Raw genomic sequence first — 19843 nt, forward strand, 5'->3', positions numbered from 1 at the left:
CTTAGCCCCCGATGATCTTGCGAACGGCGTCGACCAACTGGCCGCGCGGAATGGTCTGCTGGCCGGGACGCTCGGCCTTCCAGGCGGCGTTGTCGGCGACGCCCGAGGCCAGCTCGCGGCCCAGATCGAGGTCCTTGATCGTCACCGTGCCGGCCGCGATCTCGTCGCCGCCCAGCATGATGGCCGCGGGCGACAGGCGCCGGTCGGCGTACTTCATCTGCGGCCGCATGCCCGAGGTCCCCAGATAGACCTCGGCCGGAATGCCCGCCGCGCGCAATTCTCCGACTACGGAGAAATACTCCGGCATGTGCGCGTCGTCGAAGGCGATGACCACCACCGGCCCCCGCGCCGCCCCGCCCGGCTCGCGCCCGGCCGCCCGCAGCGCCGCCGCCAGGCGCGACACCCCGAACGAGAAGCCCGTCGCCGGCGTCACATTGCCGGTGAACCGCGCCACCAGGTCGTCATAACGCCCGCCGCCGCCGATCGAGCCGAAGGTCACCTTGTTCCCCTTCTCGTCGGTGGTGGAGAGCAAGAGCTCGGCCTCGAACACCGCGCCGGTGTAGTATTCCAGCCCCCGGACGATCGACGGATCGATGAACGCCTGGTCGTCGGCGATGCCCAGGCTGGTCAGGGCCGCGTCGATCCGCGAAAGCTCCAGGAGGCCCTCGTCGCCCTCGGCCGAGCCGCCGATCACCTTGGCGATGTTGTCCAGCGTCGCCGAACGACCGCCCGAGGAGCCGGCCTGGACGAAGTCCAGCACCTGGTCGACCGCCTGCCCTTTGAGGCCCGCGCCCTTGGTGAAGTCGCCGCTCTCGTCCAGGCGGCCCTCGCCCAGCAGCAGCCGGACGCCGTCGACGCCCAGGCGGTCCAGCTTGTCGACCGCGCGCAGCACGGCCAGCTTCTGGCCGGCGCTGTCGGCGCCCGCGGCGGTCAAGAGGCCGTTCAGCAGCTTGCGATTGTTGATCTTCAGCACCGCCGCGCCGCGCGGCAGGCCTGCGGCCTCCAGCCCCTCGACGGCCATGGCGATGATCTCGGCGTCGGCCTCCGGACGGGCCGAGCCCACCGTGTCGGCGTCGCACTGGATGAACTGGCGGAAGCGCCCCGGCCCCGGCTTCTCGTTGCGCCACACCGGCCCGAAGGCGTAGCGGCGGAACGGCTTGGGCAGGGTCTCCCAGTTCTGGGCGGCGAAGCGGGCCAGCGGCGCGGTCAGGTCGTAGCGCAGCGCCATCCACTGCTCGTCGTCGTCCTGCAGCGCGAAGACGCCCTCGTTGGGCCGGTCGCTGTCGGGCAGGAACTTGCCCAGGGCGTCGGCGTATTCGAACGCCCCGGTGTCGAGCGCCTCGAAGCCGTAGCGCTCATAGACCGCCGACACCGCCTCCAGGATCGCCCGCTCGGCCCGCAGGTCGCGCGCGCGCTTGTCGGCGAAGCCGCGCGGGCTGCGCGCCTCGGGGCGGAAGTCGGTGTTGGTTTCGGAGTCGGTGGTCATCGTCGGTCCTAAGGTCTTCTAGGCTTCGACGGATGGCGCTTGAGCCAAGCCCCATCCGCCTAGCCCTTCCTGCGGAAGGGCGTCGGCTGTTTTTTACTTAGGAGCGCGTCTTGACCGCGAAGCCGGAGGCCACCTTCGCGGGACGCGCTCCGCGGGGCTCAGGCTGGGGGCTTGCTTTAGAGCGAGCGGACCCGGCCGATCCCGCGAGGCGAGGTCGGATGGTGGTGGTGGCCGTGATGGTGCGGCGTGCGGGTCATTGCGGGGGCGGTGTAGCGGATGGAGGCGGTGAGGGGAAGGGGGAGGAGGGATTCCAAGCCTAAGTCAGCTACTCGCCCTCTGGAGCCCCCACCTGATTAGAGGGGCTCATCCAAGCCAACCTGCTGAGTTAGGACGAGTTCGATCATCAAAAGGCGCAACACTTGTGAAAACACCTCCACGCACTTTGTCAGATAAGCAGTGTAGGTCATCTGCTGCTCTGGTCCCGTACCTCCCTTTCCCGCTCGATATGAAATTGTCTGGCTAAACGCATCGAATTCCATTCCACCGTGATGGGACGCGTTACGAATTTGATTGTCGAACTCCGCCGTAAAAGTCGCAAGAGCAACATCCGCCACGAAGCAATTCGCTCGACCAGACTTATCAATCTCGTAATATCTTTTTAGACTAAGCTCGGAAAATCTATCGAATTTTCTACCCGATAGGACATTGTTCACGAGAGCAATAAAATCTATTTGATCAGCCAGTATTTCAAATCCGTTGCCATAGAACATCTTTGTCTTGTTGAAATCAGTTGACGTAACACGGAAGTGAGCATCGGGAAGCACCCCGCCAGCCATCAAGAACTGCACTTGAGAAAATTCGGAATATGAGTCAAAATATTCTGATACTATCGATAGGTACTTACGCCCCCTCTTGGTAGCCATTTGCGAATTATAGTGAGCCACAAGCGCTGAAAATTCGGGCTTGCGAGTAGCTTCATCGATACGTGCCGCAGCAAAACGAAACGACTCCATACCAGCTCGGCCCATAATCTGAGACGCAAGCCTGTAAAGCCAGTCTGCCAACCCTTGAAGTGGTTGATCTGGATAAAAAGTCTCCGTCGCTTTCCGAATAATATTTCGCGAGAACACATCCTGCCCTCGCCGCCGAAGCGTCCATGCCCGCTTAAGCTCAGTCCATTCTGCAAAATAATCTGGCCGCCTGTAGGGGCGCTGCCTTAATCTGGGATCGTCAAGGGACACTGGCTGAAACGCCCCCCCCATCTCTTCCGCCTTTTTCGCGAGAGCGTGCATTTGCGACATACGTGGGAAGACTTGATCCCGCCCCTGGTGTTCTGGGCGTATAATAAAATTGGGATCGAGGTTTACGATCTCAGATCCCCAGACATTCTCAGACAGTTCGCAATTTGCAACGGGGACTGTACGCGTTCCAATCCGCTCAAAGTCCACCTCCAGAGCGACCTCAATGTCCTCGCCACAGTTGCGGCATGGGAACTTGTGAACATGGCGCGTTTCGTGCCCCATCCCAATGCGTACGACGTGATGGTGGTCACAGGTGCTGCAAGTCAGAGCGGAGCGGATGATCATAGTAACGGCATGAGTAAGACGTCACCCAGAGTAGAACAAGCTAGCCACTTCGCATTAATCTGGTATTGGCAGCCATCTTCTTACATCTCACGGCGAGACGATCGCTGGGCGGGCCGGGTTGCTCAAGGACCGCCCGGAGGGCGGCCGCAGAGCGGCGGCGCGCAGCGCCGTCCCCCGGGACCGGCTTCGCCGGCCCGAGGGCATGCCTTTGACCAACCCGGCCCGTCCAGCACGCTGCAGCCTCCAAGAGATGTAAGGCTTGGCCCGACCTGGGGCGGTCGGGGGGACTGAGCGCCGCCACGCTCCCTCTCCCATGGGGAGAGGGTTGGGGTGAGGGGGTACGGCGTCCGACGGCGGGCCGGCACGGCGTCAGCCCCCGTAACCCCTCACCCTCCCACCGCCGCGCGGCGGGCCCCTCCCTCTCCCTGAAGGAGAGGGATTCCGACAACGCCCCTACTTCCCCAGCCGCACCGGGAACAGCGCCCTCAGGGCCGGGTCGCGCAGCCACAGGCCGCCCCACAGGAACAGACCCAGATAGACGCTGAACAGCACGTGGCTGAACAGCGGGCTCTCGGCGCGGATCTGGGTGGCCATGGCGCCGCCCAGCAGGCCCGTGAACAGCACCGCGCCCAAGAGGCGCGTGGGCGGGATCAGGTAGAGCACCAGGCACGTGGCCTCGATGATCCCGATCGTCAGGGTATGGCGCGGGTCCCAGCCCAGCTTTTCCAGGGTCCGCGTCGCCGCCGGGTGATGCAGCAGCTTCGGCGCGACCGAGGCGCCGGCGATGAACAGGGCGAACGCCCCCGACAGCATCCACCCGGCCCAGGTCGTGATCTTCTCGCGCATGCGTGTGGTCCCTCCGTTCGGGCAAGGACGGATGACGGGCGCGCGGGCCGACAGGTCATATGAGAATCTCTCCTCCCCCATCGGGGGAGGGGGACCCGCGAACGCGGGTGGAGGGGGCCTCGCGCGGCGGGGTTACATCCTGTGGTCGGCGGCGACGTCGCTTGCTCGGCTGGCCCCTCCACCGCCGTTCGGCGGTCCCCCTCCCCCAGAGGGGGAGGAGAAATAGAGCCCTATACGCAGCCGCGTATCCGGAATCGAATCCCACGAAATCAACGACTTCTCACTTTTACAGCTCAATCTGTCCTCCCTCCCCAAACCGGCGCCCATACTGGTTCTCGCCCCGTCGCGGGGGAGGCCGTCCAGCTGGCGACCGAACGGGCGGCGGGGGTGGTCGAGCGGGATGCGGTCCGGCTCGGCGTCGCGGGGCCCGGCGGGCCGGCGGAAGGGCGACAGCTCCGGACGGGGCGGCTCCTTCCGGCGGTCGGGCCGGGGGCCATGCTCGCGACGACGGGATGATCGCGCCAGGCGCGGGCTGAAATCGCCCGCGCGGTCCGGGAGGGTCGCTTTCCCTCCCGCCCGCCGGAGGCCTCTTTCGGAAGCGGGTTAAAACCCCGCGCGCCGAGGGCTTTCGTCCAAACGATCGCGCGGAGCATCCGGGTCTCGTCGAAACGGTAACTCCAACATCCATCCGGGCGCGCCCCGGAGCTCCGCCGCCTCCCCAGCCCGCCGGCTTTTCCGGCGGAAGACCGTCGCCGCATGTCCAAACCGATGAGAGAGGAACCTCGCATGTCCAAGCACAGACCCCCGGCCTCGCCGGTTTCACCCCAAACCAGCGCCATGGCCGACGCCGTCAACGCCGACAGCTCCATCGAGGCGATCCGCGCCGAGCGGTCCCGCGTCTTCGACGAGCTGATGCGGCGGCAGGAATACAAACTGCTCCAGGCCGTGAAGGCGCGACTGGAGAGCCTGCCGCCCGTCCCCGAGCCGCGCGCCCCGCCGGCCAACGAGGGCTGATCCCGGCCGGCGCCTATACACGAAGTCTTAAGACTTTCGGCCTGCCGGGCCAGCTTTATCCACAGGGCGTCCGGTATAAACATGACGGACCTGTAATCTATCGGAGATGTAATCCACCTTTCACGCTTGTAACTTGAGATGAACCGGAGCGACGGCCACAGCTTTCCTCGTGAGGGGAAATCGATGACCAAGACCGCGCTTCTGGCGACCGCCGCCACCGTGTTGCTCGCCATCGGCGCGTCGGCCCAGGCCGCCGAGACTGGCGCGACCGGCGAAGCGGGCAAGCCGGGCGACCAGGCCGCCGCCGTGGCGCCGGTCCCGACGGGTCCCACCTCCCAGGCGCCGATGGACGATCAGGCCCAGAAGGGCGTGCTGGTCTTCACCCCGGACTTCTTCGCCGCCAACCGTCCGAACACGGCCCAGGACATGGTCAACCGGGTGCCGGGCTTCACCATCCAGGACGGCGCGGGCACGCGGGGCTTCGAGGGGGCGGTCGGCAACGTGCTGATCAACGGCAACCGCCCGGCCTCGAAGAACGACACCGCCACCAACGTCCTGTCGCGCATCCCGGCCAACCGGGTCGAGCGGATCGAGCTGATCCGCGGCGGGGCGCCGGGCGTCGACATGCAGGGCTATTCGGTCGTCGTGAACGTGGTGCAGAAGAAGGGCGTCAGCCACCAGCAGATCGTCACCTGGAACGGCGTGTTCTTCGACGGCGGCCACGACGTCTACGGCGGCAGCTACCAGTTCACCGCCACCAACGGCGACGTCAGCTGGGGCATGCAGCTCAGCGACGGGACCTCGACCAGCGACTCCAATGGCGCGGGCCGCAGCGTCCGCCACGACGGCGCGGGCGGGCTGATCCGCGACGAGGCCTATCTGGACGACGGCTATGGCGGCGGGCGCTCGATCCGCGGCAACTGGTCGGGCCCGCTGCTGGGCGGCAAGCTGGAGGCGACGACGCGCTTTGGCCGCAACGACTGGCACGAGTGGACGGACCTCACCTCGCCCACCTCGTTCCGCCGCAGCGCCTATGACGAGGAAAGCCACTCGGGCGAACTCGGCTTGACCTACACCCGGCCGCTGGCGCCCAAGTGGAACCTGGAGACGCGGCTGATCCACTCGTTCGAGGACTTCGACAACGTCTCGACCAGCGACGCGACGCTGAACGGGACGACCTCGGACCAGCAGCGCTTCGTGGCCGACGGCGACAGCTCGGAATCGATCTTCCGCGCCCTGCTGCGTCACGACTTCTCGGCGGCCCTGACCCTGGAGGCGGGGGCCGAGGGGGCCTACAACATGCTGGACGTCCACCAGGCCTACAGCGTGGGCGGCGTCGGGGTGCCGCTGCCCAGCGCCTCGGTCAAGGTCGAGGAGCTGCGCGGCGAGGCCTTCTCCAAGGCCACCTGGCGGGTAAGCCCCAAGCTGACCCTGGAGGGCGGCCTGCGGCTGGAAAAGTCGACCATCAAGCAGTCAGGCGACGCCGATCACGAGAAGAGCTTTTTCTACGCCAAGCCCCGCTTCCTGGCGACCTGGACGCCGATGGCCGATAACCAGCTGCGCGTCCGCTTCGAGCGCGAGCTGGGCCAGCTGGACTTCGACGACTTCGCCGCCTCGTCGGACCTGGACGACGGCAATGTCTATGGCGGCAATGTCGAGCTGAAGCCCGAGCAGCGCTGGATCTCGGAAGTGACCTACGAGCGGCGCTTCTGGGGCCAGGGCGTGGTGTCGATCGGCTATCGCCACGACGAGATCATCGGCGTGATCGACCGCCTGCCGCTGCCCGGCGGGCTGACGGCGGTGGGCAATATCGGCGACGGCACGCTGGACCGGCTGTCGCTGAACATCGTGGTCCCGACCGACAGGCTGGGGATCAAGGGCGGGCGCCTGACCTTCAAGAACGACTGGAACGAGAGCCACGTGAAGGACCCGACGACCGGCCGCGACCGGCCGATCACCCAGGTCCGCCCGACCCAGGCCAATATCGGCTTCCAGCAGGACATCGTCTCGTGGAAGACCCAGTGGGGGATCAACTGGCTGCCGCTGCTGGGCCAGGGCACCTATGACGTCGACCAGACCAGCGTCTGGCGCGGCTCGCGCTACTACGAGGCCTTCGCCGAGTACAAGCCGACCCCGACCCTGGCGATCCGGGCGCAGCTGAACATCTGGGACGACTTCACGATCCGCCGCACGGTCTTCGCCAACCGCGGGCCCGACCGGACGGTGGCCTTCGTGGAAGACCGCGTGATCGACCCGCGCACCTTCGCCCAGCTGCGGGTGCGTAAGACGTTTTAAGCTCCCTTCCCCCTCGATGGGGGAAGGGTCGGGGATGGGGGTGACCGCTGAACTGGACGCCATGCACGACGTCGGACGCCGTATCACCCCCACCCTACCCTACCCCATCAAGGGGGAGGGACCTGATCAGGCTACTTTTTCAGCCGCTGGATCAGGGCCGCCGTGGACGGATCATGCTCGCCGCCGGCGCCGCTCTCCAGCTCGGGCAGGATGCGACCCGCCATCACCTTGCCCAGCTCGACGCCCCACTGGTCGAAGGAATTGATCCCCCAGATCACGCCCTCGACGAAGGTCTTGTGCTCGTAGAGCGCGATCAGGGCGCCGAAGGTCTCGGGCGTCAGGCGGTCGAGGACCACCAGGGTCGAGGGCCGGTTGCCGGCGAAGGTGCGCTGCGGGGCCAGGGTCGCGATCTCGGCGTCGGACACGCCCTTGGCCTTCAGCTCGGCCACGACGTCGTCGGTGGAGCGCCCGACCATGAAGGCCTCGGCCTGAGCCAGCAGGTTCGACAACAGCTTCTCGTGCATGCCGGCCGGGCCCTCGTCGGACTTGGCGACGCCGATCAGCTCCATCGGCGTGACGTCCGTGCCCTGGTGCATGCACTGGAAATAGGCGTGCTGGACATTGGTGCCCTCGTCCCCGAACACCACGGTGGCCGTGCCGCGCTGGGCGGGCTTGCCGTCGGGACCGACCGACTTGCCGTTGCTCTCCATCTCCAGCTGCTGGAGGAACGACGCCAGACGGCGCAGGCGGTGCGAATAGGGCACGACCGAGCGGGCGCGGCGGTCCAGGCCGTTGCGATTGAAGATCTGGGCCAGGGCGACCAGGACCGGCGCGTTCCGCTCGAGCGGCGCGGCGCGGAAGTGCTCGTCCATCGCCGCCCCGCCGCGCAGGAAGCCCTCGAAGGCGTCCCAGCCGGCGGCGACGGCCACCGACAGGCTGACCGACGACCACAGCGAATAGCGGCCGCCGACCCAGTCCCAGAAGCCGAACACGCGCTCGTCCGGCACGCCGAAGGCGGCGGTCTTGTCCAGGGCGGTCGAGATGGCGGCCAGGTGCTGGTTCGCCCCCTGCTCGCCCAGGGCCTCGACCAGCCAGGCCCGCGCCGCGCCGGCGTTGGCCATGGTCTCCTGGGTCGTGAAGGTCTTGGAGACCACCATGACCAGGGTCTCCTCCGGATCCATGTCGGCCGTCGTCAGGGCGAACTCGGCGCCGTCGACATTGGCCACGAAGCGCAGGTCGATCTCGGGCCGCACCGGACGCAGGGCGTCCCACAGCAGGCGGGGACCGAGGTCCGAGCCGCCGATGCCGATGTGCAGGATCGCCTTGAACGGCTTGCCCGTCGCGCCCTTGATGGCGCCGGAACGCACCGCCTCGGCGAAAGCCTTCATCCGCTGGCGCACGGCTTCGACCTCGGCCATGACCGGCTGGCCCAGCGCCTTCACCTCAGCGTCCGCCGGGGCGCGCAGGGCGGTGTGCAGCACCGCGCGGCCCTCGGACGAATTGATCGCCTCGCCGGCGAACATCCGGGCGCGAGCGCCCTCGACGTCGGCGGCGTGCGCCAGATCCAGGGCCGCCTCGAGACCGGCCTCGTCCCAGGCTTGCTTGGAGAGATCCAGGCGCAGGCCGGCGACATCCAGCGTCAGGGCCTCGAGCCGTCCGGGCTCGTCCTTGAAGAAGTCGACGATGCGCTGAGCGCCCGCGGCCTCGGCGGCGGTTTCCAGGCGGTTCCAGGCGGCGTCGAGATCGGCCATGGGGCGGCGTCCTTGCTAAGAGATCGGAGCTTTCGCTTCGGGCTTAGCAAACGGCCGCCGCCGCGTCATGGCGGACCAATGACGTTTTTTCAGGAGTTCGCCCCTGAAAATCTCCTAGGCGTCCTTGTACTTCACCGAGCAGCCGTAGGGCGGCGCGAAGGGCGTGGCGACCTTGCGCCCCGCCTTGACGTCGGCCAGGGCGGCGGCGACCAGATTCTTGGCGCCCGCGATGTCCTCCACCTTGCTGGTCGGCCGATCATCGATGGCGCCCTCGTAGACGACCTGGCCCGCCTTATCGATGACGAACATGTGCGGCGTGGTCTTGGCCTTGTAGGCGGTCGCGACCTTGCCCTCGGGGTCGAGCAGCAGGGCCGCGGGCTTGGCGCCCCGGGCGTTCATCCAGGACTTGGCGGCCGCGCCGTCGGGGAAATGCCCCTGCTTGCCGGGCGCGGACGAAGCGATGGTCAGCCAGACCACGCCGTCGGCGCTAGCGGCCTGCTGCAGTCCCTGCATGTTGCCCGAATAGTGCTTGCGGACATAGGGGCAGCCCTCGTTGGTCCATTCCAGCACCACCGTCTTGCCGCGGAACTCCGAGAGCGAGCGGGCCTTGCCGTCGGCGTCGACGGCGGTGAAGTCCGGCGCGGGCTTGGCGTGGGCGACGGCGGGAACCAGGGCGGCCAGCGGCAGGCTGGCGGCGACGAGACGGCGGGTAATCGACATGTCGGGTCTCCTGCTTTTCCGATGCCCTCCCCAAAACCGACCCTGCCACGGATCGCGGTTATGCGAAACGGTCGCGAAATCGTCGCGAAGGCCGAAACTTCGCCATTCTTGCTTGCTCCTATTCTCGACCGCGCCCAGAAGAACGCGCCCCTTCCGTCACCATCGCCCTCCCGCCGAATGTCACGCTTGAAGACCCTCGCCGCGCTCGCCGGCGTCAGCCTGCTCCTCGCCGCCTGCGCGACGCAGACGAACACCACCGTCTTCGTGCCGGTCGTGGCCCCGACGCCGCCCAGCTCGCTGACGCCGCAGCCGATCATGCTGTTCAACCAGACCAAGGACGGCCGCAAGCTGTTCACGCTGGACGCCGAGTTCCCCTATTGCGACGTCGAGACGGGCAAGGTCATCGTGGTGCCGCGCTGGTACGTCACCGACTTCGCCAGCGTGCCCTGGTACGGCCAGGGCTTCGTCGATCCGCAGGGGCCGACCGCACGGGCGGCGATCGTCCACGACTGGCTCTACACGATCGGCGAGCCGGGCAAACGCCAGGAGGCCGACGATATCTTCCTGCGGGCGATGCTGAGGTACGGCGTGCCGCCGTTCCAGGCCAACATCGCCTACAAGGCCGTGCGGCTGGGCGGCGAGAAGGGCTATGGCCTGCCGACCGACTGGCGCTTCGTCGACCCCAAGCGGCAGGATCTCGGCCAGCCCGCGCCCTTCGCCAAGCCGCGCACGGGAATGGTCCGCTACCTGCCCAAGTGCCAGGGCTTCACGGCCCTGATCCAGACCGGCTGGCGCGCCTATCCGATCAAGACCGCGCCGATCGTCGCGCCGCCGCCGGTCGTGATCACCAGGACACCTCTGGACCAGGTCAAATCCAAGCTGCCCTTCGGCGGCGACAAGAAGAAGTAGCGCTAGGCGCCCGCCTTCTCGATCGCCTCGATCACCATGCCCTCGGTCAGAAGCTGAGGCAGGATCACGGGCTCGCCACCATTCCTCGGATAGACAACGTACAGCGGCACGCCAACGCGGCCGAACTCGGCCAGGGCCTTGGCGATCACCGGATCGCGATTGGTCCAGTCGGCTTTCAGGAAGACCGCGTCGCGCGCCTTGAAGGCCTCGACGACCTTGCCGCCGGACAGAGCGACCTTCTCGTTGACCTGGCAGGTCACGCACCAGGCGGCGGTGAAGTCGACCAGCACCGGACGGCCCTCGGCGCGCAGGGCCGCGACGCGTTCGGGAGACCACGCCTCGGCGGTCAGGCCCGGGCCGGAGGACGGCGCGGCGGCCGTCGCGGTCGGCGGCTTGGCGGTCAGCGCCGAAGAGACGGCCAGGGCCAGGGCGCCGGCCACGCAGAGGAGGCCGACGACCATCAAAACCAGGAACGCCCTCCCCGTCGCGCGGCGTCCTTGCGCCAGGCCATACATCCAGGCGCCGAAGGCGGCGAGCACGCCCGCGCCCAGCACTTGGCCCAGGGCGATCGAACCGGCCTGCTGGGCGAAGACCCAAGTCAGCCACAGGGCCGCGCCATACATCGGGAAGGCGAGACCCTTCTTCAGCGTCTCCATCCAGGCGCCCGGACGCGGCAGGCGGCGCAGGACGGCGGGAATGAAGGCCACCGCCACGAAGGGCGCCGCGAAACCCAGGCCCAGCGCCGCGAACACGCCCAGCGCCACCACGGCCGGCTGAGTGAGGGCATAGCCCAACGCCCCAGCCATGAACGGCGCCGTGCAGGGGGCGGCCACGACCACCGCCAGCGCGCCGGTGAAGAACGCTCCGAGCGCGCCGTCGCGAGAGGAGGCTCCGGCGCCGACGCCCTGGATCGAGGTCCCGATCTCGAAGACCCCCGACATGTTCAGCGCGACCAGCAGCATCAGCAGGGCCAAGGCGGCGATCACCAGCGGCGACTGCAGCTGGAAGCCCCACCCCACGGCCGCGCCGCCGGCCCGGACGGCCAGCAGCAGACCCGCCAGCGCCAGGAAGGTCGCCAGCACGCCCGCCAGGAAGGCCAGGCCCTGGGCCCGCGCCTTGCTCTCGTGGTGAGCGTGGCCCGCGAGGCTGGCGGCCTTCATCGACAGCACCGGGAAGACGCAGGGCATCAGGTTCAGGATCAGGCCGCCCAGGAAGGCCAGCGCCAGCGCGCCGATCAGGCCGCCGGGCGCGTCGGCGGTCGAAGCCCGACTCTTTGCTGGCGGCGCTCCGAGGCCGGCGGCGGCGGGCGGCGGCTCGCCGGGCGTCGCCGTGATCTCCCAGGCCGAACCGTCGGCCAGCGCCAGAACGCCCTGAAGCTCGGCCGGCGCGGTTCCGCCGCCGACGAAGTCGTAACCCGGCTTGAGGGTCAGGGTCAGGCCCTCGGGTCCGCGCTCGATCGCCTGCTCGGCGGCGTGCTCGATCACCTTGGGCGAATAGGGGAAGAAGTAGGCGTCGGCCATGTCGACGCCCTTCAGCGGGCCGCCGGTGACCGCGAGCTTCAGGGCTTGGCCGTCCAGCTTGAACACGGCCTTGAGGCCGGCCGGCTTGGGCGCCTTGGCCAGGACCTCGGCGATCTTGCCGCCCCACTTGGGATCGGCGCCCGCCGAACCGGCGACGACCGGCAGCAGCAGCGAGAGCTCGGCGTCCTCGGGCACGCAGACCTGCTCGCAGACGAGGTACGAAACCTTGGCGGTCAGGGAGACCGTCGTTCCGACCTGGGCGCTGGCCGGCGCGCTGATCGGCACGGGGATCAGAACCTCGCCCTCATAGGCGTAGTCCAGCAGCGGCCCCAGCTTGGCCTTGATCGGCGTCGGCCAGACCATGTCGCCGGCGGCCCAGCCGGCCGGCAAGGTCCAGGCGATCTTGGTCGGCTCGCCGGCGTCGCCAGGATTGCGCCAGTAGGTGTGCCAGTCCTTCTGGATCTTTTGGCGCAGCGCGACATAGACCGTGCCGCCAGGCGCGATGCCGCTCTCTTGCGGGACGAGCTCGGACTCGATGTGGCCGGAGTTGACGACCGGTCCGGCGACGGCGGCGCCCACCAGCAACGTCGCCGCCATCAGGGCTTGCAGGGCGAGGACGGCTCTCTTGAGGAACATCGGCGACCAGACTTCGTGAAAACGACAACCCAGCACACATGGCCCGGCTTGGCGCTCTCGACAATGGTCAAGACGCACCCGACAGTCGGCCGAGGAATCATCCGGAGCCGCCCATGCCCGCCGCGTTCGACGACATCGAGATCGGTCAGGTCGTTTCGCTAGGGACGCGAGCGGTCGACGCCAAGGCGCTGGATGCCTTCATCGCCGCGTTCACGCCCGGCTGGCCAGTCGCGAACGGCGCGCCCGACGCCATGATCTTCTCGATCTGGGCCCGGCTGGACACCGAGGCCAGCGCCGCCTGGCCCCAGACCAAGCGTCTGGGCGTCGACGCCCTGCGCTGGATGCGCAACCCGCCAGTCGGCGAGCTGCTGCGCGGCCGCATGACGGTGATGGGCAAGGACCCGGTCGGCGAAGGCAAGGGCATCGTCATCGCCCAGCACGACCTGCTCGACGAGGCCGGGCGTCTGGTCTTCTCGTGCCTGACCCGCAGCATCTTCGCGCGCTAGAGGGCGCTGGGTCTAAGCGTGAGCGGTTAAACCGCTCGAACGCGCTCCAACTTCAAACGAAAAAGGGCGGCGGAGCCGAAGCCCCGCCGCCCTCTTCGTCTTTGGCTGACGCCGAACCTTAGTTCAGGTTCGCGGCTTCCGCCTGCTTCAGCATGGTCTTGTTGATCAGGCGATCCCAGCCCAGCAGCGACACCAGGTGCGCGTAAATCTGCGCCAGGGCGCCGTTCTGCTGCAGCTCCTTCAGCTTGTCGGCCGACAGATTGTTCAGCTTCTCTTCCGAAACGCCGAAGTACTCGGCGACGGTGACGGGCTCGCCGGCGGCGGCGCCGGTTTCGTCCTGCGGCTGGAAGATGGCCTTCTTCAGCTCGAACAGGTCCAGCTCCTTCAGCAGCTGGACGAAGGAGTCCGTGCGGCGGCGCTCGAGTTCGAAGTCGTCGCAGAACTTGATGCAGTTCTGGGTGTATTCGGTCGGTTCGCCCTTGTCGTCGAACAGCGGGGTCTGCCCAGCTTCGGTCAGCAGGTCCGAGCCGCGATCGATGCAGACGATCAGGCGGTCTTGCGTGTCGTCATTGGCCAGCACGAACGGATAACGGCGGATGTAGGCCGGGATGTAGACGTTCGGCTCGACCGAGCCATCGGCGCCGATGAACAGGTTTTCCTGCTGGTTCAGGCCCATCACGGCCAGCGGAACCTTGTCCTCGCCGGCGAAGATCACCGGGAAGGTCAGGGCGGCGGGCGCGAATTCCGAGACGGTCAGCGGCACGGCCGTGCCGGCGGCGGCGAACCCATAGGGCTTGTCCTTGTGCACCAGCGCCAGCTTGGCGTGCTGCTCGCGGTTCAGCGGCTCGGGCGAGGTGTAGAACAGGACGTTGCCGGTGATTTCGCCGGCGGACTGGGTCGTGGTCATGAAGCGCTCTACGACAGAAATTGGAAACGGACGCTCGAACACTTCGAAGACGACCGCGAAGGCTCGCGGTTCTAGCCGATCCAGCCGGACGCGGCAATCTGGCCGCCGTCGTAGGCGAGTCCGGGGCCCGGGATGGGAGAAGCCGGGCCCCGGCGCATGGCGGGCGCTCCGAGGGGCTGTTGGAGAACCCGCCTCCGACCGGCGCTAGAAGCGCCAGGCGAAACCGGCGCGGACCGAGCGGCCCGCCGCGGGCGCGAAGTCCTTCAGGAACGAAGCATGCTCGCGGATCGTCTCGTTGGTCAGATTGCGGCCGTCGACGAACAGGCGCAGCGCCGGATCCTGGAACGGCTTGAAGGTGACCATCGCGTTGACCTGGGTGTAGCCATCGGTCGGCAGCTCGAAGGTCGAGACCCGATTCTGGTCGGCGACGCGACGCACCTCGGCCTGGGCCTCCAGGCGCGGCGCGCTCCAGACGACGCGACCGGTCACGGCCCACGGCGGCACGCGCGCCGGGATCCCCAGGTCCGTGGAGCCGCGGACCCAGTCGTAGACGCCTTCCAGCTTCAGGCTGTTCTCACCGCCGCGCCAGGCGACGTACGAGGTCTCGAGCTCGGCGCCGTGGAACTTGGCGTCGGTCTGGAAGTACTGGAACACCGGCAGGCCATCTTCCACCGCGCCCGTGGGCTTCTCTTCGATGAAGCCGTCGTACTGGGCGCCCCACAGGTGACCCTCAACGCGGAGCCGGTCGCCGGTGTAGCGATAGGTCGCCTCGAGCGAGGTCACCTTTTCGGAGTTCAGCGTGGCGTCGCCAACCTCGTAGCCGCCGGTGCCCGGGTGCGGGCCGTCGGCGAACAGCTCGAACTCGGTCGGGGCCCGGCCGTTGCGCGACAGGGTCAGGGCCAGGAACTGCTTGTCGGCGGGCTTGTAGAACACGCCCAGCGACGCCGAGACGTTTTCGAAAGAGCGCTTGGCGACGTCGGTCTTCAGCTCGCGGCTGTCGAAGCGCAGGCCCGCGTCGATCCCCCAGTCGCCCTTGTCCAGGCGCTGCAGGGTGAAGACGCCGTATTCCTTGATGTCCGTCGAGGGCACGAAGGCCTCGTCGCCGATGGCTTCGAAGTGGCGCTCCAGGGCCTGGAAGCCCACCGCGCCCTGCCAACCGTCGCGCTCCTTCTGCACCAGTTCAAGCCGGCCCTCGGTGCCGTCGGAGAGGAAGCGGGTGCCGACCTCGCCGTCCTCGACAGAGACCTCGGCGTGCTCGTACTTGGCGTGGCCGGCCGACAGGCGGATCTTGGCGAACGGGCCCAGGTCGACGTCCTGTTCGCCGCGCAGGTCGTAGCGAGTCTGCTGCAGGTGGATGGAGACCGGCCCCTCGGCGTCGGGATCGATCGGCGCCAGGATTTGGAGGTAGGGCACGCCGTAGGTCGTGTCGGTCTTCTTGACCGACACGCCGAAATAGCCGCTGTCGTGAACGTACGAGACGCCCGCGCCATAGGCGTCGACCTCGAGGTCGGTGTTCTTGACGGTCTTGTCCGGGTCCGGCGTCAGGCCGTCGCGAGCGGCCAAGCGCGATGAGACCGGCGTGGTCGGCACGTCGTAGTCGCCGCTCTCGCGGTGATCGGCGTCGATGGCGAACACCAGCGGCCCCTTGCCGAACTTGGCCGAGCCGTTGATCGACTTGCCGTCATCGACCGACGACATCGAGCCAGCCACGCGGCCCTCGAAGCCGTTGTGGGCGGGGCTCGACGGCACGCGGTCGTCGATGATGTTGACCACGCCGCCGATGCCCGAGCCGCCATACGCCAGGGTCGAAGGACCGCGCAGCACCTCGACACGCTCGGCCTCGCCGAGATCCGACGCCACCGCGTGGTCGGGCGACAGCGAGGAGGCGTCGACCTGGCCGACGCCGTTCTCCAGCACCATCACGCGAGGCCCCGACAGGCCGCGGATGATCGGACGGCTAGCGCCGGGGCCGTAGGCGGTCGAGCGCAGGCCGGGCTGGCCGTTGAGCATGTCGCCGAGGCCGGCGGGCGGCGCGACGTCCAGCTGATCGCGGGTCACGATGTTGACGCTGCTGGTCACGGTGTCGAGCGAGATGGCGTAGGGCGCGGCGGTGATCACCACCTTGGAGACTTCGGTGTCTTCCTGGGCGGTCGCTGGCGCGGCCGGCGTATCGGCGTGGGCGGAAAACGCGGCGGCGAGCGCGACGAGGCTCGTGGCGGAAAGGACGGCGCGACGGAGCATGGGATGTCCTAGACAGATACGACTTGGCCGGAGGGACGGCTTCGAGGTAGCTGTTATGAAATAACATATCTCTCCGTCAATCTGCTTTTCCATCCCTCGCGTCCTTGACGCGTGATTTCCCGCCCGCTCTGTGGGCGGATGACCTCAAGGACGCACGCCATGCCCCGTTTCGTGCTGATCGCCGTCGCCGCCATTCTTGCCAGCTGCGCGCGCCTCGAGGCGCCGACGGGTTCCGGCCCAGTGGCGACCACCGCGCCGTCGGCGGGCTGGACCAAGCCTCCGCCTGGCTATCTAGCGGGAAATGGCGGCATCGACGCGACCGCCATCATCGGGCCGCCGCCGACGCCGGCCTCGCCGCGCGGCAAGGCCGAGCGCGCGCAGTTCGACGAGACGCGCAAACTGGTCAACACGCCAGTCTGGAGCCTCGCCATCGCCGACGCCGACCTGTCAGGCAAAAACGGTCTGAAGAGTTTCTCCTGCGCCGCGGGCGTGACCCTGAGCGCCGAGGCGACGCCGACGCTCGCCAACATGCTGCTGCGAATGACGGACGACGCGGCCAAGATCTACCAGCCCGCCAAGGCCGCCTATCGGCGCCCCCGCCCGCCCGTGGGCAACGCCAAGCCGATCTGCGTGCCCCGCGAACCCTGGATCGAGACCGACGGCTCCTATCCGTCCGGGCACGGCCTGATCGGCTGGGCCTGGGCCTCGGTGATCGCCGAACTGGTCCCGGAGAAGGCGTCTCCGATCCTGGCGCGCGGCAAGGCGTTCGGCGACAGCCGGATCATCTGTGGCGTGCACTTCCAGAGCGACGTCGAGGCCGGACGCTATCTGGGCTCGGCCCTGGTCACGCGCCTGCGTGATGACCCAGCCTTCGTGGCCGATCTGGCGAAGGCGCGCGCGGAGGTGGCGGCGTCTAGGGCCAACGGGCCGCCCACGGGATGCGGCGGCTAGGGTCTGGCGACGTAGACGACGTGCGGGCGGAGCGGATGGTCCTCCGCCAGGCTCGGATGATCGAAATCGCGCGCGGCATCATGGCTCATGCCGATCCGGCGCATGACGCTTTGCGACGCCAGGTTCGTCCGCGCCGTGAAGGCGATGATCTCGGGCAGTCCCAAGGTCTCGAAGCCGTGGGCCAGCGCGGCCTTGGCCGCCTCCGTGGCGTAGCCCTGGCCCCACGCCTCGGGAAGGAAGCGCCAGCCGATCTCGACGACGCGACCCAGCCCGACTTCGGGCGGCGTCCACCAGATGCCGGTCATGCCCACGACGCGCGCTTCGGGCCGCCGCTCCACCACGGCCCAGAAGCCGAAACCATGCTCGGCCTCGTGCGCCATCACCCGATCGACGAAGGCGTCGCTCTCGGCGCGATCGCGAACGCCGCCCAGCCACTCACCCACGCGGGGATGGGCGTTCATGGCCGCGATGGCGTCACGGTCGGCGTCGACCGCCGGACGCAGGGTCAGGCGGTCGGTGTCGATCACGCGGGACGGCCGGTCGAAAGAGCCGTGTAGAACTCCGGCCGACGGTCGCGGAAGAAGCCCCAGGCGGCGCGGTGCGTCGTCAGGAAGTCCAGGTCGAACGTCGCGCTGACCAGGCCTTCGTCGGCCCGGCCGAGCTCGCTAACCAGGTCGCCCCGATGGTCCGCGATGAACGACGAGCCGTAGAAGGTCTGGCCGCCGTTCGGATAGCCGTCCCAGGGCTCGAAACCGATCCGATTGGCTCCGATCACCGGGATGACGTTCGAGACGGCGTGGCCTTGCATGGCCCGCCGCCAGGGCAAGGCGGTGTCCAGGCTCGGGTCGTGGGGCTCGCTGCCGATCGCGGTCGGGTAGAACAGGGCTTCCGCGCCCATCAGGGCCATGGCGCGGGCGGCCTCGGGGTACCACTGGTCCCAGCAGATGCCGACGCCGAGACGGCCAAAGCGCGTGTCCCAGACCTTGAAGCCGGTGTCGCCAGGCCGGAAGTAGTATTTCTCCATATAGCCCGGGCCGTCGGGGATGTGGCTCTTGCGATAGACGCCCATCAGCGAGCCATCGGCGTCGGCCATGACCAGGCTGTTGAAGTAGTGCGGCCCCTCGCGCTCGAAGATCGAGATCGGCAGCACCACGCCCAGCTCGCCAGCCAGAGGCGCGATCGCCTTGACCGCCGGATGCTCGCGCCAAGGATGGGCCTCGGCGAACCAGCGCTCCTCCTGCGCGACGCAGAAGTAGGGCCCCTGGAACAGCTCGGACGGCAGGATGACCTGCGCGCCCTTGGACGCGGCCTCGCGAATGAAGCCTTGCGTCTTCTTGATGTTGGCCTGCAGATCCATGCCGTACGAGGTCTGGATCGCGGCGACGCTGAGCGTGCGGGCCATTATTCAGGCTCCTGCTGGCTGATGCAGTGGAACGAACCGCCACCGGTCAGGATGGCGGTCGAGGGCAGGCCGATGACCTGACGCTCGGGGAAAAGGCCCTTGATCACCTCGACGGCGAAGGCGCCCGACTCCTCGGCATAGATCGGCACGATGACCGCCTCGTTGGCGATCAGGAAGTTCATGTGCGAAGCCGGGATCGGCTCGCCGTCCTCGTCGAGGATCTTGCCCGGCGAGGGGATGCGGGCGACCTGCAGCGGCGAGCCGCGGCTGTCGGTCATGCCGGCCAGCAGGCGGGCTGTCTCGGCATAGACCTCCGCGTTCGGATCATCGGCGCCGTAGGCCATCGGACAGGCGACGACGCCGGGGGCGACGAAGCGGGCCAGGTTGTCGACGTGGCCGTCGGTATGGTCGTTCAAGAGGCCGTCGCCCAGCCACAGCACCTTCTTGGCGCCCAGCGCGCCGGCCAGCGCGGCGGCGGCGGAGGCCTCGTCCCAGCTGGCGTTGCGGTTAGCGTTCAGCAGACACTGGCGGGTGGTCAGGATCGTGCCCAGCCCGTCATGGTCGAGCGCGCCGCCCTCGAGGATGAAATCGTTGCGCGCCAGCGGCGCGCCCGAGGCGGCGGCGATCTGCTCGGCGACGATGTCGTCGCCTTCCAGGCTGTACTTGCCGCCCCAGCCGTTGAACTTGAAACCGGCGGCGACGGCCTTGCCGTTGTCGTCGAAGAAGATCGGCCCCGTGTCGCGCAGCCAGATATCGCCGAACTGGCCCCGGACGATCTCGACCGTGGTGTCGGAGAGCAGGGCGCGCGCGGCGGCCTCCGCCTCGTCGCCGACCACCATCAGGCGCACGCGCTCGCCGCCGGGCCCGGCCAGGGCGCGCGCGAGGTCGGCGACCTCCTGCTGGGCCTGCTCAAGATCCTCCCGCCACAGCTCGGCGTGGCTGGGGAAACCCACCCACATGGCGCGGTGCGGAGCCCACTCGGCGGGAACGATCACGGTCATTCGTAGGTCCAATGAAGGCGGTCGGTGAAACGAAGGGGGCGCAGATGGCCCCTCCGAGGCCTGGGGTCAAGC

General features: G+C 68.1%; 17 protein-coding genes and 1 pseudogene. 7 read left to right on the forward strand and 11 right to left on the reverse strand.

Annotation, left to right across the window (positions count from 1 at the left end):
• Window position 1 precedes the first annotated feature (1 nt).
• Together hisS and J2728_RS05230 are read right to left on the reverse strand one after the other, a co-directional pair.
• Complete coding sequence (gene hisS, locus J2728_RS05225; RefSeq protein WP_309997210.1) at window positions 2-1486, reverse strand: histidine--tRNA ligase; 1485 nt, start codon at window positions 1484-1486, stop codon at window positions 2-4.
• A 353-nt stretch (window positions 1487-1839) separates the two neighbouring features.
• A complete protein-coding gene (locus tag J2728_RS05230) occupies window positions 1840-2778 on the reverse strand; it encodes a hypothetical protein (protein ID WP_309997212.1) in 939 nt (312 codons plus the stop codon).
• Between the two features lie 351 nt (window positions 2779-3129).
• Between J2728_RS05230 and J2728_RS05235 the strand changes: the two are divergent.
• Both J2728_RS05235 and J2728_RS05240 read left to right on the forward strand, forming a co-directional pair.
• Window positions 3130-3228 (forward strand): annotated as a pseudogene (locus J2728_RS05235) (hypothetical protein); the annotation flags it as partial.
• Window positions 3229-3402: 174 nt separating this feature from the next.
• A complete protein-coding gene (locus tag J2728_RS05240; protein WP_309997213.1) occupies window positions 3403-3501 on the forward strand; it encodes a hypothetical protein in 99 nt (32 codons plus the stop codon).
• A 24-nt stretch (window positions 3502-3525) separates the two neighbouring features.
• Here J2728_RS05240 and J2728_RS05245 read toward each other — a convergent pair whose 3' ends face one another.
• Complete coding sequence (locus J2728_RS05245; protein WP_309997214.1) at window positions 3526-3918, reverse strand: DoxX family protein; 393 nt, start codon at window positions 3916-3918, stop codon at window positions 3526-3528.
• 786 nt (window positions 3919-4704) lie between these two features.
• Between J2728_RS05245 and J2728_RS05255 the strand changes: the two genes are divergently transcribed.
• Window positions 4705-4932: a hypothetical protein gene (locus tag J2728_RS05255; protein ID WP_309997216.1), complete on the forward strand. Its 228-nt coding sequence runs from the start codon at window positions 4705-4707 to the stop codon at window positions 4930-4932.
• Between the two features lie 183 nt (window positions 4933-5115).
• Window positions 5116-7227, forward strand: coding sequence for a TonB-dependent receptor plug domain-containing protein (locus J2728_RS05260; protein ID WP_309997219.1), 2112 nt, complete (start codon window positions 5116-5118; stop codon window positions 7225-7227).
• Between the two features lie 131 nt (window positions 7228-7358).
• On the opposite strand, the gene pgi is transcribed toward J2728_RS05260, so the two are convergent.
• Both pgi and J2728_RS05270 read right to left on the reverse strand, forming a co-directional pair.
• The gene (pgi, locus tag J2728_RS05265; RefSeq protein ID WP_309997220.1) at window positions 7359-8978 is read right to left on the reverse strand and encodes a glucose-6-phosphate isomerase; all 1620 of its coding nucleotides are present in this window, start codon (window positions 8976-8978) and stop codon (window positions 7359-7361) included.
• A 114-nt stretch (window positions 8979-9092) separates the two neighbouring features.
• A complete protein-coding gene (locus J2728_RS05270; RefSeq protein WP_309997222.1) occupies window positions 9093-9698 on the reverse strand; it encodes a thioredoxin family protein in 606 nt (201 codons plus the stop codon).
• 177 nt (window positions 9699-9875) lie between these two features.
• Here J2728_RS05270 and J2728_RS05275 point away from each other — a divergent pair, with 177 nt between their 5' ends.
• Entirely contained in the window at window positions 9876-10607 is a 732-nt protein-coding gene (locus J2728_RS05275; protein WP_309997224.1) for a DUF1353 domain-containing protein, read from the forward strand.
• Between the two features lie 2 nt (window positions 10608-10609).
• On the opposite strand, the gene J2728_RS05280 is transcribed toward J2728_RS05275, so the two are convergent.
• On the reverse strand, window positions 10610-12763 hold the full coding sequence (locus J2728_RS05280; RefSeq protein ID WP_309997227.1) for a protein-disulfide reductase DsbD family protein: 2154 nt from the start codon (window positions 12761-12763) through the stop codon (window positions 10610-10612).
• A gap of 113 nt (window positions 12764-12876) precedes the next feature.
• Between J2728_RS05280 and J2728_RS05285 the strand changes: the two genes are divergently transcribed.
• Window positions 12877-13269, forward strand: a complete 393-nt coding sequence (locus J2728_RS05285) for an acyl dehydratase (RefSeq protein ID WP_309997229.1) — start codon at window positions 12877-12879, stop codon at window positions 13267-13269.
• Window positions 13270-13387: 118 nt separating this feature from the next.
• Here the strand turns inward: J2728_RS05285 and J2728_RS05290 are convergent, their stop codons facing one another.
• Both J2728_RS05290 and J2728_RS05295 read right to left on the reverse strand, forming a co-directional pair.
• Window positions 13388-14176: a SapC family protein gene (locus J2728_RS05290; protein ID WP_309997231.1), complete on the reverse strand. Its 789-nt coding sequence runs from the start codon at window positions 14174-14176 to the stop codon at window positions 13388-13390.
• Between the two features lie 204 nt (window positions 14177-14380).
• Window positions 14381-16417, reverse strand: coding sequence for a TonB-dependent receptor (locus J2728_RS05295; RefSeq protein WP_309997233.1), 2037 nt, complete (start codon window positions 16415-16417; stop codon window positions 14381-14383).
• Window positions 16418-16576: 159 nt separating this feature from the next.
• Between J2728_RS05295 and J2728_RS05300 the strand changes: the two genes are divergently transcribed.
• Window positions 16577-17368, forward strand: coding sequence for an acid phosphatase (locus tag J2728_RS05300; RefSeq protein ID WP_309997235.1), 792 nt, complete (start codon window positions 16577-16579; stop codon window positions 17366-17368).
• Here the strand turns inward: J2728_RS05300 and J2728_RS05305 are convergent.
• Genes J2728_RS05305 through J2728_RS05315 form a run of 3 tightly spaced genes read right to left on the reverse strand, consistent with a single transcriptional unit; the run spans window position 17365 to window position 19771 of the window.
• Window positions 17365-17895, reverse strand: a complete 531-nt coding sequence (locus tag J2728_RS05305; RefSeq protein ID WP_309997237.1) for a GNAT family N-acetyltransferase — start codon at window positions 17893-17895, stop codon at window positions 17365-17367. The genes J2728_RS05300 and J2728_RS05305 overlap by 4 nt on opposite strands.
• On the reverse strand, window positions 17892-18770 hold the full coding sequence (gene aguB, locus J2728_RS05310) for an N-carbamoylputrescine amidase (protein WP_309997239.1): 879 nt from the start codon (window positions 18768-18770) through the stop codon (window positions 17892-17894). Before aguB ends, J2728_RS05305 begins: the two co-directional genes overlap by 4 nt.
• Complete coding sequence (locus tag J2728_RS05315; protein ID WP_309997242.1) at window positions 18770-19771, reverse strand: agmatine deiminase family protein; 1002 nt, start codon at window positions 19769-19771, stop codon at window positions 18770-18772. The genes aguB and J2728_RS05315 overlap by 1 nt, the downstream gene beginning before the upstream one ends.
• Window positions 19772-19843: the final 72 nt, after the last annotated feature.

Source organism: Caulobacter segnis (assembly GCF_031454995.1).
Classification (GTDB): Bacteria; Pseudomonadota; Alphaproteobacteria; order Caulobacterales; family Caulobacteraceae; genus Caulobacter; species Caulobacter segnis_E.